The 14863-nt window shown below is 65.2% G+C and carries 11 protein-coding genes; 8 read left to right on the forward strand and 3 right to left on the reverse strand.

Going from position 1 to position 14863, the window contains the following annotated elements; translation table 11 throughout:
- Positions 1 to 5 precede the first annotated feature (5 nt).
- The 5 genes from FBY20_RS09710 (at position 6) to FBY20_RS09730 (ending at position 9281) form a co-directional block, all read left to right on the forward strand.
- Positions 6 to 434, forward strand: coding sequence for a DoxX family protein (locus FBY20_RS09710; RefSeq protein WP_056319472.1), 429 nt, complete (start codon positions 6 to 8; stop codon positions 432 to 434).
- Positions 435 to 525: 91 nt separating this feature from the next.
- The gene (locus tag FBY20_RS09715; protein ID WP_142051766.1) at positions 526 to 1218 is read left to right on the forward strand and encodes a YoaK family protein; all 693 of its coding nucleotides are present in this window, start codon (positions 526 to 528) and stop codon (positions 1216 to 1218) included.
- 100 nt (positions 1219 to 1318) lie between these two features.
- A complete protein-coding gene (locus FBY20_RS09720; RefSeq protein ID WP_056319499.1) occupies positions 1319 to 2017 on the forward strand; it encodes a hydrolase in 699 nt (232 codons plus the stop codon).
- Between the two features lie 72 nt (positions 2018 to 2089).
- The gene (locus FBY20_RS09725) at positions 2090 to 3697 is read left to right on the forward strand and encodes an MFS transporter (protein ID WP_142051769.1); all 1608 of its coding nucleotides are present in this window, start codon (positions 2090 to 2092) and stop codon (positions 3695 to 3697) included.
- Positions 3698 to 3821: 124 nt separating this feature from the next.
- Positions 3822 to 9281, forward strand: coding sequence for an AAA family ATPase (locus FBY20_RS09730; RefSeq protein ID WP_142051772.1), 5460 nt, complete (start codon positions 3822 to 3824; stop codon positions 9279 to 9281).
- Positions 9282 to 9291: 10 nt separating this feature from the next.
- Here the strand turns inward: FBY20_RS09730 and FBY20_RS09735 are convergent, their stop codons facing one another.
- Both FBY20_RS09735 and FBY20_RS09740 read right to left on the reverse strand, forming a co-directional pair.
- Positions 9292 to 9972 (reverse strand): response regulator transcription factor, encoded by a 681-nt coding sequence (locus FBY20_RS09735; RefSeq protein ID WP_255452307.1) that lies wholly within the window; start codon positions 9970 to 9972, stop codon positions 9292 to 9294.
- A 114-nt stretch (positions 9973 to 10086) separates the two neighbouring features.
- On the reverse strand, positions 10087 to 10965 hold the full coding sequence (locus FBY20_RS09740) for a LysR family transcriptional regulator (RefSeq protein WP_056320681.1): 879 nt from the start codon (positions 10963 to 10965) through the stop codon (positions 10087 to 10089).
- Positions 10966 to 11138: 173 nt separating this feature from the next.
- On the opposite strand from FBY20_RS09740, the gene msuE reads away from it, so the two are divergent.
- The 3 genes from msuE (at position 11139) to FBY20_RS09755 (ending at position 13862) form a co-directional block, all read left to right on the forward strand.
- Positions 11139 to 11720: an FMN reductase gene (gene msuE / locus FBY20_RS09745; RefSeq protein ID WP_142051774.1), complete on the forward strand. Its 582-nt coding sequence runs from the start codon at positions 11139 to 11141 to the stop codon at positions 11718 to 11720.
- Positions 11721 to 11826: 106 nt separating this feature from the next.
- Positions 11827 to 12807, forward strand: a complete 981-nt coding sequence (locus tag FBY20_RS09750) for a DUF1852 domain-containing protein (protein WP_142051776.1) — start codon at positions 11827 to 11829, stop codon at positions 12805 to 12807.
- Positions 12808 to 12833: 26 nt separating this feature from the next.
- Complete coding sequence (locus tag FBY20_RS09755; protein ID WP_142051778.1) at positions 12834 to 13862, forward strand: methionine synthase; 1029 nt, start codon at positions 12834 to 12836, stop codon at positions 13860 to 13862.
- Between the two features lie 99 nt (positions 13863 to 13961).
- Here the strand turns inward: FBY20_RS09755 and FBY20_RS09760 are convergent, their stop codons facing one another.
- Entirely contained in the window at positions 13962 to 14843 is an 882-nt protein-coding gene (locus FBY20_RS09760) for a DMT family transporter (RefSeq protein ID WP_142051780.1), read from the reverse strand.
- Between the last annotated feature and the right edge of the window lie 20 nt (positions 14844 to 14863).

Genomic DNA, 14863 nt, shown 5'->3' on the forward strand with positions numbered 1-14863 from the left:
AACCCATGTCGAGCATTTCAACCTCGCTGGCCGGCATCGCGCGCCCCATTCTCGGGGGCCGCGTTGCCCGCTTTGCCGCCTACCTGGGCTTGTGCGCGGCGTATCTTCAGGGCGGGCTGGTCAAGCTGACCGACTTTCCCGGCGCCATTGCGGAAATGACCCATTTCGGGCTTACGCCCGCGCCGTTCTTCGCCGTGGTCGTGATCGCGCTGGAGCTCATCGCCTCGCTCATGATCCTGATCGGATGGCATCGCTGGCTCGGCGCGCTGGGGCTGGCGATCTTCACGCTGCTCGCCACCTTCGTCGCCCTGCAGTTCTGGGAGATGCCGCCCGGCCAGGCGCGCTTTTTCGCCGCCAACTCGTTCTTCGAGCACCTTGGGCTGGTGGGCGGGTTCCTGCTGGTGATCTGGCAGGACCTGAACGAACGGCGGTAGTCGCCTTCGTATCGGCCTACGCAGTGTCCGTCGCGCCGGCCGCACCGCCGGTCCAGCGGGCACCGCGCCATCAACACTTACCTTGCACACCATGGAACAGACCCCCGTATCTCCCCGATTCACCGGCCTCTTGGGCTTTAACGCGGGATACGTCGATACGGCGGGGTTCCTGGCGCTGAACGGCCTGTTCACGGCGCACGTGACGGGGAACTTCGTCACGCTGGGCGCAGCCTTCGTCCACGGCACGACCGGCGCCTTCGCCAAGCTCCTGGCCTTGCCGCTCTTTTGTGCCGTCGTCGTGCTGACGCGCCTGTTTGCGTCCGGCTTCGCGGCCGCGGACACGGCGATGTCCAAGCTCATGCGCGCGAAGGTGCTGCTGCTGGCCGCCGCCGCTGCCGTCCTCGTCGCCTACGGACCGTTTCCCGACAGCGACGCGCCGGTTGCCGTAATTGGCGGGATGCTGCTGGTCGCGGCCATGGGTATCCAGAATGCGATCCAGCGCATGCATCTGGGCAGCGCGCCGCCGTCCACGCTCATGACCGGCACCACCACGCAGGTGATGATCGACCTTGCCGACCTCTGCAAAGGCGTCTCCGGCGAGGCGCGCACGGCCGCCGTCGCCCGCCTGCGCAAGATGCTGCCCGCCCTGGCGGCGTTTGCGTCCGGCTGCGCCATTGCCGCGCTGCTGTACTGGGCGTCCCTCATGTGGTGTTTCATCCTGCCGCCCATCGTCGCCGCACTGGCCACCCTGAGCATCAAACGCGCCCCGGCTGACCCTACTTGAGGGGGACGCGCCATACCTTCGAACAATGTCGAGACGCGAACGTTTCCCCTATCCTGACATTCTCGTTAAGGCCCCTCCATTTCAACCCAAGGTGATTTTCATGTCCCAAGCAAAGCTCGAAGTCCTGACCCCGCAGAACAGCCAGATCATCTTCATCGATCACCAGCCGCAAATGGCCTTTGGCGTGCAGTCGATCGACCGCCAGACGCTGAAGAACAATGCCGTGGGTCTGGCCAAGGCCGCCAAGGTGTTTGGCATTCCCACCACCATCACCACCGTCGAGACCGAGTCGTTCTCGGGTTACACCTACCCCGAACTGCTCGACGTGTTTCCGAACCAGAAGGTCCTGGAACGCACCTCGATGAACTCGTGGGACGACCAGAAGGTGCGCGACGCGCTGGCCGCCAATGGCCGCAAGAAGGTCGTCGTGGCCGGTCTCTGGACCGAAGTCTGCAACACCACGTTTGCGCTGTGCGCCATGCTGGAAGGCGAATACGAGATCTACATGGTCTCCGACGCGTCCGGCGGCACGTCCAAGGAAGCACACGACATGGCCATGCAGCGCATGATCCAGGCCGGCGTCGTGCCGGTGACCTGGCAGCAGGTGCTGCTGGAATGGCAGCGCGACTGGGCCCGCCGCGACTCGTACGATGCCGTGATGGAAATCGTCAAGGAACACTCGGGCGCGTACGGCATGGGCGTGGACTACGCCTACACGATGGTGCACAAGGCCGGTCAGCGCACGCAGACCGCACACGACGCCATCGCGCCGGTGGCCGCACCCGTCATCGCCCGCTGATGCCCCTGGGGTCCGCAGCCGCTCTTGCAGCGGCTGCGGACCTTTTTGCTTTCTCCCGCAGCCTGCCACGCCATGACGACCGCCGACGCCCAGCCCGCCAACCCCGCTCCGCCTTCCTCACCGTTCGCCTACTCCGCCTTCTCGGTGATCTGGGTCGCCACCGTGCTGTCCAACATCGGCACCTGGATGCACGACGTGGGCGCGGGCTGGCTCATGACGTCGTTGTCGCCGTCGCCGATGTTCGTGGCGCTGGTGCAGACCGCGGGCGCCTTGCCCGTCTTCCTGCTGTCGCTCCTGGCCGGTGCGCTGGCCGACACGATGGACCGCCGCAAGCTGCTGCTGATGGTGCAGATCGCGATGGGCGTCATTGCGCTGGCGCTGGGGCTGGTGGTGTGGTTTGGCCTGACGACGCCGTGGGTGCTGCTGGGCTTCACGTTGCTGATGGGCATTGGCACGGCGCTGTCGGCGCCGGCCTGGCAGGCCATCGTCCCCAGCCTGGTGCCGCGCCCTTCGCTGCAGCAGGCCGTCGCCACCAACAGCGTGGGTATCAACGTCAGCCGCGCCATTGGTCCGGCGCTGGCCGGCGTGCTGATTACCAGCATCGGCGTGGCGATTCCGTTTTTTGTGAACGCCGTCAGTTTCATCGTGGTCGTGGCCGCGCTGATCTGGTGGAAGCCGCCCGCCGCCGCTGAAAAGCGCCTGCCGCGCGAGCAGCTGTTTCATGCCATGCGTGCCGGCCTGCGCTTTGCGCTGCACAGCAAGCCGCTCAAGTCCACGCTGGTCCGCGCCGTTGCGTTCTTCCTGTTTGCCAGCGCCTACTGGGCCTTGCTGCCGGTGATCGTGCGTCAGGTGCTGCAGGGCGGCGCCTTGCTCTACGGCATCATCCTGGGCTGCGTCGGGGCGGGCGCGGTGATCGGCGCGATGGTGCTGCCGCCGCTGCGCAAGAAGCTGGGGCCTGACCGCAGCGTCATGGCCGGCACTCTGGGCACGGCGTTCACGCTGGTGGTGTTTGCGGTGGTGCCGCATCCCGTGGTGGCTGGTGCGTTCAGTTTCCTGGCGGGCGCCTCGTGGATCATGGTGCTGACCTCGCTCAACGTCTCGGCGCAGGTGGCGCTGCCGGACTGGGTGCGTGCCCGTGGCCTGGCGATCTTCGTGACGGTGTTCTTCGGCTCGATGACCGCGGGCAGCATGATCTGGGGTCAGACGGCGGTGCGTGCCGGCGTGCCCGCCGCGCTGCTGATAGCCGCCGCCGGTTCGGTGGTTGCGATGCTGCTGACCCGCAAGGCCAAGCTGCAGCTGGGCGCGGACCTGGACCTTGCGCCGTCGATGCACTGGCCCGAGCCGCTGATCGATCAAGAGGTGTCGCATGATCGTGGCCCGGTCATGATCACGGTCGAATACCTGATCGACCCGGCGCAAGGCGCGGCCTTCGTGCGCGCCATGCAGCACGCAGGCGCCGAGCGCCGCCGCGATGGCGCATACGCCTGGGGCATCTTCGAAGACGCCGCCCAACCCGGCCGCTACCTGGAATACTTCCTCGTGACCTCCTGGCTGGAGCATCTGCGCCAGCACGAACGCGTTACCCACGCAGACGCGGACCAGCAAGCCGAAGTGCGCGCCTTCCACATCGGCGGCACGCCCCCGCGGGTCTCGCACTTCGTGGCGCCGATCGTGCAATAGGCGGAATCAACACGACACCCGGCGCCGCCGCACACACCGTTACATGAGACGCATAATTCCTGATTAGAATTGCGCCGACAGGGATTATTGCCGCGCGCCGACAGGCCTCGGCTGGGTGTGCGACATGGAAAGTACTCCTCGTTTCGAGGCAGTCAACGGGGCCCGTTTCGAGGTTCTGTGGGTGGACGGCGACCGGGTCTTCGGACGCGGCGACGCCACCCTTGCCGTCTGGCTGCGGCCGAACGACAGCTCGGAATGCGCGCGCCACCTGCTGGACCAGGAATACGGCCTGCGCGACTACCTGCATCCCGGCTGGGCCGCCGTGCCGACTGCGCTGGCGCGCGTCGGCGGCTCCACCGTCCTGTATCTGCAGGATCCCGGCGGACAGCCGTTGGCGTCGCATCGTCCGCGGCCCATGCCCGCCAAGGCATTTCTGCGCTTGGCCATCGCGGCGGCGAACGCCCTTGGGCAAATGCACAACGCCGGCTTGATCCATCGGAATCTCAAGCCCGCGCACATCCTGTTCAACGCCCATGACGAAGCCGCCCACCTGACCGGCTTTTCTTTTTCCACGCCGCTCGGCGCCTATCAGGCGGCGCCGGGCTCGCAGCCAGCAGACATCGTCGGCACCCTCGCCTACATGGCGCCCGAACAATCCGGCCGCGCCGGGCATCGCGCCGACGCGCGCTCGGACCTGTATTCGCTGGGCGTCGTGTTCTACGAGGCCCTGACCGGCGAGCTGCCTTTTCAAGGCGAGTCGGCGCTGACGTGGCTGCACAGCCATTCCGCGCGCGTGCCGGTAACGCCTGCCGAACGACGCAGCGCAATACCCGCGACACTGTCGGCCATCGTCATGAAGCTGCTGGAAAAGTCGCCGGACGACCGGTATCAGACGGCGGAGGGGCTGGCGGCCGACCTGCAGTGCTGTCTGGCCGCGCTGATGATGGACCCCGATGCCGCGCCGGACTTCGCACTGGGCCGCTACGACCATCCAGGCCGCGTGCGCGTGCCTGCAACCCTGTACGGCAGAGGCGCAGAGCTTGACGTCCTGCTGGGCGCCATGGGCCGGGTGGCGGGGTCCGGACGCGCCGAGGTCGTGCTCATCTCGGGCGAGGCCGGCGTCGGCAAGTCGATCCTCATCGAAGAGCTGCATCGCGTTGTCGGCAGCGAATACACCTTGCTTGCCAAGGGCAAGGGCGATTCTCACAGCCACGCCGGTCCCTACGCCGCGCTGGTCGAGGCGGCAAGAGGCCTGCTTCAGTCGGTGCTTGCCAAGAACGAAAGCGACCTGGACGAGTGGCGGGAGAAACTGCGCGTGGTGGTCTCGGCCGGCGGCGGCAGCCTGCTCACGCTGATTCCCGAACTGGCGCTGATCGTGCCGGACGCCAAGGGCCTGCTGGCCGAGGCGGACGCCAAGGCACGGCTGCTCCTGGCCTTTCAGCATCTGTTCTGCGCGTTCTCGTCGCCGGGCCATCCGCTGATCCTGTTCCTGGACGACCTGCAGTCGACCGACGCCGCGACCCTGCGCGTGATCGAACAGCTTGCGCAGACCGGTCTGCAGAACATCCTGGTCGTGGGCGTGTATCGGGCCGAGGACATGACGGCGCGCCACGCGCTGGCGGCGTTCATCGCTGGCCTGCGCGCCAGCGCGATCCCCCTCACCGAACTCGCGCTCCACAATCTGCAGGCGCGCGACTGCGCCCACCTGATCGCCGATGCGCTGCAAAGCAGGTCGCCGTGGATCGATCCGCTCGTCGCCCTGGTGCAGGCCAAGACGGCCGGCAACCCCTGCTTCGTGCTCCGGTTCCTGTCCACGCTCGCGGCCGAAGGGTTGCTGCGCTACGACGTGGGGCGCCAGCGCTGGCTTTGGGATGCGGATGCCATCCGCGAACAGGCCTACACCGACAACGTGGTCGGCATCATCCTCCAGCAGGTCGAGCGCTTGCCGCGCGACAGCCGCGAGGCGATTCAACACATGGCCTGCCTTGGGCACGACGCCTCGCTGGACAAGCTGGCGGCGGCGCTGGGCTGGCCGCGGCTCGACGTCGCCACGGCAATGCGCGAGTGCGAGCGCCAGAGCCTCGTCTTTCGTAGCGGCGACGTGTACCGCTTTCCGCACGACCGGGTGCAGGCGGCCAGCTATGGGCTGATTCCCGAACGGCAGCGCGCGGCCACCCATCTGTCGATCGGCCGCCGTCTTGCCCAGGACCTGGAACCGGAACAATTGAAGGCGCGCGCCTTTGAACTGGTCGACCAGTTCAACCGTGCATGGCAACTTGTCCACAGCCCCGACGAACGCGTCCGGCTTGCCCATCTGAATGCCCTGGCAGGCACGTTGGCCAAGGACACCGCCGACTATTCGGCCGCCATCCGCTATCTGGAAGCGGCCTCGGCATTCCTGTCCGACGACGGCCGCCAGCGCGAGCCCGCGCTTGCCTTCACGATCGAGATCACCCGCGCCGAGTGCGAGTTGCGCAGCGGCGCGGTGGGCAGCGCCAGGCATCGGCTGGCCCGCCTGGGCGAGCGCGACGCGCCCTTGACGGAACTGGCCCGCGTGACCCAGCTGCGCGTGGAGGTCTTCATGGCGCTGGGCGAGCGGCACGAGGCCATTCAGGCCGCGCTGCATTATCTTCGCCGCGCCGGCATCGACTGGACCGACAACCCTTCCGATGAGACCGTCTCGGACGAGTACGCCCAGTTCAATGCGCTGCGTGCCGGCCGGCCCGCGGCTACGCTGCTGGACCTGCCCGCGATGGAAAACCCGGAAGCGGAAGCGACGATGGGCGTGCTGACCGCACTGCTGCCGCCGGCCTGGACGCTCTTTGCGAATCTGCGCGAGCGCGTCATCCTGCGCATGGCCAACCTGAGCCTGCGCCACGGCAACACGGATGCGTCCAGCCTGGGATACGCGTGGCTGGGCATGATCCTGGCCGCGCGCACCGGCGACTACGCAGACGGCTACGCCTTCGGCAAGCTGGGCGTCGACCTGATCCAGCAGCGCGCGCAGGTCCGCTTCGCCGCGCGCGTCTATCAGGTGTTCGGCGGCCAGATCGTTCCCTGGTCGCAGCCGATCAGCGAGGCGCGCAACCTGCTGCAGACCGCCTTCGAACTGGCCAGCCAGCAGGGCGACTGGACCTACGCATCCTTCGCGCTGAACAGCCTGGTCACGCATATGCTGGCCACCGGCGGCGCGCTGGACACCATCCGCGCCGACGCCAGCCGCGGCCTGGCATTCGCGCGCAAGGCCGGGCTTGAAGTCCTGGACCGGTACACGTCGCAACTGCAACTGGCCAAGATGCTGCAAGGCATGACGCCGCATTTCGGCACGCTGGACGACGCTGGATTCACCGAGGCCGATTTCGAACGCAAGCTCCAGGCAGAGGCCGGCTGGAATGTCACGGCGTGCTGGCATTACCTGCGCAAGCTGCAAGCCAGGGTGTTCGGCGGCGATTTCCCGGACGCCGTGCGGGCAAGCGAGGTTGCGTCACGGTTCGTATGGACGTCTCTGGCGTTCGTCGAGGAAATGGAGTTCCACTTCTACTCCGCGCTGGCGCACGCCTGGTGCCCCACGCCCGCAAGTCCGGCGGGACAAGCCGCCACGCTTGCGGCGATAGAGGTCCATCTGGCGAAGCTGCGTCCGTGGGCGGCGTCCTGCCCGTCCAACTTCCAAAGCCAGCGGATGCTGATAGACGCCGAAGTCGCGCGGGTAAAGGGCGACATCCTGGACGCCATGCAGCGCTACGACGATGCCATCCATTGCGCCAGCGATCACGGCCTTGTCCACGTCGAAGGGCTGGCCAACGAATGCGCCGCACGGTTTTTCCAAAGCCGTGGACAGCAACGCATCGCGCATACGTACCTGCAACACGCGCGCGCCTGCTATCAGCATTGGGGCGCGTCCGGCAAGGTCAGGCAGATCGATGCGCTGCACCCCACGCTGTTCGTGGATCGCGGCAGCGCCGCGCACGATTCCACGATCGAAACGCCGGTTGAAAGCCTGGATCTGGCCACCGTCATCGACATCTCCCGCGCGCTCGCCAGTGCGCTGGACTTGCAGACGCTGCTCGACAAGCTGATGAAGATCGCGCTGGAGCAGGCCGGCGCCACGCGCGGCGTGCTCGTCCTGCATGCCGATGGTGACCTGTATGTGCGCGCCCTTGCCACCACGTCCGGCGATTCCGTCGCGATCAGCCAGCGCGCGCAGTCGCTGGACGAGGCCGGCCTGCCGCAGCAGATCGTGAACTACGGCTGGCGCACGGGTGAAACCATCGTGCTGGACGATGCGTGGAGCGCCGGCGCCTTCACCGGCGACCCCTACGTGCGCGCCGCGCGGCTGCCGTCGGTGTTGTGCCTGGCGCTGACCACGCAGTCCAAATCCATCGGCGTGCTGTACCTGGAAAACACCCTGGCGCGCGGCGTCTTTGCGCCGCACCGCACCGCCGTTCTGCGTCTGCTGGCCTCGCAGGCCGCCATCGCGATCGAACGCGCGCGGCTATACCGTGACCTGGCGCAGCGCGAGGCCCGGATTCAACGCCTGGTCGAAGCCAACATCATCGGGATCTGGTTCTGGAGCATCGAGGGGCAAGTGCTGGAAGCCAACGACCTCTTCCTGTCCATGACCGGTTACGACCGCGACGATGTAAGCGCGGGCCGCTTGAAGTGGACCGCGCTTGTGTCGCGCGGCGGCCCGGTGACGCTGGACGAGCTGCTTTTGCGCGAGACCGCCGAACCGGTGGAAACCGAACTGATCCGCAAGGATGGCCGGCGCGTGCCGGTACTGCTCGGCGCGGCCCGGTTTGCCGCCGGCGACAATCAGGGCGTCTCGTTTGTGCTCGACCTGTCCGAACGCAAGGCCGCAGAGACCAAGATGCAGCAGATCCAGTCGGATCTGGCTCACGTCACCCGCATGACCACTGTCAGCTCGATGACCGCCTCCATCGCCCACGATGTCAGCCAGCCGGTCTCGGCGGTCCTGACGGAAGCGCAGGCGGCGCTGAACTGGATTGCGCGCACCCCGCCCAACACCGAAGAGGTCGCGGAATCATTGCGGCGCATCGTGCAAAGCGGCCAACGCGCCGGCTCGATCATTTCCGGCGTGAGGGCGCTCATCAAGAAGGCGCCGGCAGCCTTCGCCCCCGTCGAACTGAATGGACTCGTGAAGGAAACGCTGGCGCTGCTGAGATCCGAGCTCGATTTCAGCGACGTCGACGTCATGCTGGATCTGGCCGATGCGCCCCTGCACACGAGCGGCGACCGCGTCCAGCTTCAGCAGGTCCTGCTCAACCTGTATGTCAACGCGGTCGATGCCATGAAGCAGGCGCCAGGCGCGCGGCAGTTGCGCGTCGTCACCCGGCCGTCTTCGGCGGACGAACTGCTGGTGGAGGTGTTCGATACCGGCAGCGGCATAGATGCAGCGTCGGTGAAAAAACTGTTCGATCCCTTCTTCACCACCAAGACCAAAGGCTTGGGGATGGGCCTGGCCATCTGCCGCGAAATCATCCAGCTGCATCACGGCCAGATGTGGGCGCGGCCCAACAGCCCGGTGGGCGCGGTGTTCTACTTTTCGTTGCCCGCGCAGGCCTGATTCATCCGGCCTATTCGCCCTCGCCGTCGCCGTCGCCGCGCAATGGCACGGCGTGCGCGGCAACCCTCGGATTGACCTTGATGATCATCTGCACCAGTTGCGCAAAGCTGCGCGCCTGCATCTTGCGGTAGGCGCTTGCCCGATGCGCCTTGACGGTCACTTCGCTGATGCCCAACTGCTGCGCGACTTCCTTGTTCAGGCAGCCCGACGCAATCATCTCGATCACCTGCTGTTCGCGCGCCGTCAATGACCGGTACAGCGCCAGGATCTTCTCGAATTCCTGCTCCTTGGCGCGCCGCGCGCCGTCCGATTCCAGCGCGCGATGCACGGAGTCCAGCAGCCGCTGCTCGGAGATGGGCTTTTCCAGAAAATCGATCGCACCGGCTTTCATCGCCTTGACCGTCTGCCGGATATCTCCAAAGCCCGTCACCACCACGATCGGAATGTGATCGCCCAGCTCGCGCAGGCGCGCCTGCAGCGTCAGCCCATCGCCGTCGGACAGTTGAAGATCCAGGATCAGGCAGGAAGGCACCGGGGGACGCGCCGCCGCCTGAAAGGCGCTGATCGAGTCGAAGGTCTCGGCATGGATGCCGATCGACGACAGCAGGCGGAATAGCGACTGGCTGACCTCGGGGTGGTCGTCGACGATATAGACGATCGCCGAGGGCGCGCCCAGTTTGTGTATGTTCAACGCTATGACTCCTTGCGAGGCGGACAGGCTCCGATGATGTCGTGCCTCGCATGTCGCGTGGGGCAGCCATCCCACTGCAAATGCGGCGATTTTAAGGGTTTCTAACCGTCCCTCTTATTGCCGCGCCATCTCGATGAACGCTCGCTGGTAATCCAGGGCGTCATCGGCCTCGCGCGATCCCAGAAAGATCTGCTTGGCGATGCCCCGCGGGCCCAAGCGAACCGGCGCCAGATCCATCTTGACCGCGTACTCTTCGACCAGCCAGCGCGGCAGCGCCGCCACGCCGCGGCCGCTGGCCACCATCTGCAGCATGATGTCGGTGGTCTCGATCGCCTTGTGCCGCTTGGGCGTGACACCCGCCTTCAAGAGAAACTGGTTGTAGATATCCAGCCGCTCGATATCGACGGGATAGCTGATGAGCACTTCCTGCGTCAGTTGCTCGGGCTTCACGTAAGCGACGGATGCCAAGGGATGGCCCTTGGCCACCACCAGCACCTGCTCATAATCGAACACCGGTTCAAACTTCAACCCCGGCTTGAACAGCGGGTCGGGCGTGACCAGCAGGTCGATCTCGTAGCCGAACAGGGCGCCGATGCCGCCAAACTGAAACTTCTGCTTCACGTCCACATCCACGTCCGGCCACGCCGCCAGATACGGCGCCACCACCTTGAGCAGCCACTGATAGCACGGGTGGCATTCCATGCCGATGCGCAGCGCGCCGCGTTCGCCCTGGGCAAACTGGCCCAGCCGCTCTTCGGCCAGGTCCAGCTGCGGCAACACCCGGTTCGCCACCGCCAGCAGGTACTGGCCGGCCTGCGTCAGGCGAAGCCGTCTTCCTTCGCGCAGCCAGATATCGGTGCCCAGCTGCTGCTCCAGCTTTTTCATGCTGTGGCTCAGCGCCGATTGGGTCAGGTTCAGCACGCCCGCGGCGGCGGTCAAGGAGCCCTGTTTCTCGACCTGCTGCACGATGCTCAGATGGATGCGCTCAAGCATTTATATGATCCAGATTCATGGATTTGTGAAATAAAACCATTTTACGTCATGGATATTGATCTTTAGCATTGCATTCTTTGTTTGCCGCTGTGTTCCGCAAGTTGACCTGATCAACGCGCACGTTCCATGGCAAGTCGACCCCTTTCGTGCCGATTGGCTCCATGGAAGCAAAGATGACACACCCCCTGCGACTGGTCGCCGTTTCCGGCGGCATGCAACGTCCCTCCAAGACCACCGCCCTGGCAGAACAGCTGCTGGCGCTGATCGCCAACGAAATCCCCTGCGAACCCCGGCTGGTCGAAATGGGCCGGCTGGCGCCGCAGCTTGCCGGCGCGGTGTGGCGCTCGCAGTTGCCCGACACGGTCGAGCGCGAGCTGGTTGCGGTCGAGCAAGCCGATGTCCTGGTGGTGGCAACGCCCGTCTACCGGGGCTCGTACACCGGCCTGTTCAAGCACTTCTTCGATTTCATTCATCAGGACGCCCTGATCGACAAACCCGTCCTCTTGGCCGCGACCGGCGGCAGCCAGCGCCATGCGCTGGTGATCGACCACCAGTTGCGGCCGTTGTTCAGCTTCTTTCAGGCGCGCACCTTGCCGCTTGGCATCTACGCGACCGACGAGGATTTTGCCGACTACCGGCTTCAGAACGACGCGTTGATCCAGCGGGCCGGCCTGGCGGTCCAGCGCGCCCTGCCGCTGGTCGAACTGACTCGGCATGCCCGCGCCGCCGCGGCCGAAGAAGCCCTGGCGGCCTGACGCCAGGCCACCCTTACCGATCGCCGAACAGGCAGCGTGACAGCACACGCTGATCGCGCCGGCAACGCATTCACGTTTATCGCAGCATTTTTGGCATCCGACACCCATGAGCAACGACTTCACCTTCAGCATCAAGAGCATCCGCTTCGATGAGAACTATCAGCCGTCGGACAGCACGCGCATCACGACCAACTTCGCGAACCTGGCCCGAGGCGCCAGCCGCCAGGAAAACCTGCGCAATACGCTGAAGATGATCGACAGCCGTTTCAATGACCTGGCGCATTGGGACAACCCCACAGGCGACCGCTACGCCGTTGAACTGGACATCATCACCGCCGAGATGACGCTGGGCGAAGGCGGAAGCAAGTTTCCGCTGATCGAGATGCTCAAGACCAACATCGTCGACAGGCAGACGGACAAGCGCATCGACGGCATCGTGGGGAACAATTTTTCTTCCTACGTGCGCGACTACGACTTCAGCGTGCTGCTGCCCGAATTCAACGACAACAAAGCCACGTTCAGCACGCCGGAAGGTTTTGGCGACCTGCACGGCAAGCTCTTCAAGCACTTCGTGCAATCGCAGGCCTACCAGGCGCACTTTGCGAAGCCGCCGGTCATCTGCATCAGTGTCTCCAGCAGCAAGACCTACCAACGCACCGACAACCACCACCCGATCCTGGGCGTGGAATATCAACAAAGCGAATTCTCCTCGACCGATCATTACTTCGAGAAGATGGGCCTGCAGGTCCGCTACTTCATGCCGCCCAACAGCGTGGCGCCGCTGGCGTTCTACTTCCAGGAAGACCTCTTGGGCGCCTACACCAATCTTGAACTCATTGGCACGATCAGCACGATGGAAGCGTTCCAGCGCATCTACCGGCCCGAAATCTACAACGCCAATTCCGCGGCTGGAAAGCGCTATCAACCCAGCCTGAAGAACCAGGACTACTCGCTGACGCAGATCGTGTACGACCGCGTCGAACGCAGCCAGCTCGCCATCAAGCAGGGCAAGTTTGCCGAGGCGCACTTCATCAAGCCGTACAAGCACGTGCTTGATCAATGGGCTGCCAGCTACTCCCATCAATAAACCGAAAACAGACGGACACTTTCGCCATGAAAAAAATCTTGCCCACCTCGACTGCCGGCAGCCTGCCCAAACCGTCCTGGCTTGCCCAGCCTGAAAAGCTCTGGTCGCCCTGGAGCCTGCAAGACGAGCAACTGGCCGAAGGCAAACGGGATGCGCTGCTTCTGGCCCTGAAGGAACAGGAACTGGCCGGCATCGATATCGTCAGCGACGGCGAGCAGACGCGCCAGCACTTCGTCACCACGTTCATCGAACATCTGGACGGCGTCGACTTCGAAAAGCGCGAGACCGTCCGGATCCGCGACCGCTACGACGCCAGCGTGCCCACCGTCGTCGGCGCCGTCAGCCGCCAGAAGCCCGTGTTCGTCGAAGACGCAAAATTCCTGCGCCAGCAGACGAAGCAGCCCATCAAATGGGCGCTGCCCGGTCCCATGACCATGATCGACACGCTGTACGACGCCCACTACAAGAGCCGTGAAAAGCTGGCCTGGGAATTCGCCAAGATCCTCAACCAGGAAGCGCGCGAACTGGAAGCCGCCGGCGTCGACATCATCCAGTTCGACGAGCCCGCCTTCAACGTCTTCTTCGACGAAGTGAACGACTGGGGCGTCGCCACGCTGGAGCGCGCGATCGAAGGCCTGAAGTGCGAAACCGCCGTGCACATCTGCTACGGCTACGGCATCAAGGCCAACACCGACTGGAAGAAGACGCTGGGATCCGAATGGCGCCAGTACGAGGAGTCGTTCCCCAAGCTGCAGAAATCCAGCATCGACATCGTGTCGCTGGAATGCCAGAACTCGCATGTGCCCATCGACCTGATCGAACTCATCCGCGGCAAGAAGGTGATGGTCGGCGCGATCGACGTGGCCAACCACGCCATCGAAACCCCCGAGCAGGTTGCCGCCACGCTGCGCCAGGCGCTCAAGTTCGTGGATGCCGACAAGCTGTACCCGTGCACCAACTGCGGCATGGCGCCGCTGCCGCGCGCCGTGGCCAACGGCAAGTTGAAGGCGTTGAGCGCGGGCGCGGCGTTGGTTCGTAACGAACTTTCGGCTTGATCCAGCCGGTCGCAGACGGTGCGCGGCAATGAAGCGCACCCTGCGAGTCCCACGGTGACGGCGCCCCGGCCGCCGTCACCGTCAGATAGAACAGGTCGTTCAGTTCGCCTCAAGCCTTCGTGTCGCAATCACCAGTCCCGCGCAAACCATCGCCAGCGCAACGAGCACCGTCATCGGCGCAAGCCGCTGCAACAGCAGCGACTCGATGAGCGCGGCGGTCACCGGACCCAGGGCTTGAAAGGCCGTGACCTTGCTGGCAGCCAGCCTGCCCAACGCCCACAACCAGCAAAAATAGCCCACCCCGCTCGATAGGCCAATGAACACGACGTTGGCCCATTGAAGCCGATTCAGCGAGGGAAGCAGCGGCTGCGAGGTGAGGACGCAGAAACCCAGCAGGAACACCACCGCGGAAACCATCGCGAGCCGGCAGGTCGCAAGCGCCGGATAGCGGCGCAGATAGGGGCCGTACAGGATGCTCGTCACGGCCCCGACGATCGTGGCGGACACCAGCGCCACCATCCCCCAGCCGTTGTGCGCCACGCCCGCCGCAGGCGCGGAAGGCGACAGCAGCAGATACGCAACGCCGGCCACCGCGGTGCACACGCCAACCAGACCTCGGCCACTGTATGGCTCCTTGCCGGTTATCACCGCAAGGCACATCGTCACGAGCGGCATCGTGGCAAACACCAGCGCGCACACGGTTGCCGACACCGTCAACAGCGCATGGTTGAGCAACAGCACCAGCACGGCGAACTGGAAAACGCCCAGCGTGGCGATGGCAACCGCATCCTTGGCCGAGAAGGTCGTGCGTACGGCCGGGCCCAACGGCAACAGCAGGACCGCCGCACCGATCAGATAGCGCAGGAATGCAAGTGTTGCGGGCGAGACGGCGCTGGACACCACGCTTGTGGAAACCATCGCCGCGCCCACGAGCATCCCCACCGTCGCGGCGGCGGCGATTGCGGTGCGCCCGGTGCGCATGACAGGTCGGCCGCGCGGGT

The sequence above is a fragment of the Achromobacter sp. SLBN-14 genome, from assembly GCF_006715415.1.
In the GTDB taxonomy this organism is placed as follows: Bacteria; Pseudomonadota; Gammaproteobacteria; order Burkholderiales; family Burkholderiaceae_B; genus Achromobacter; species Achromobacter mucicolens.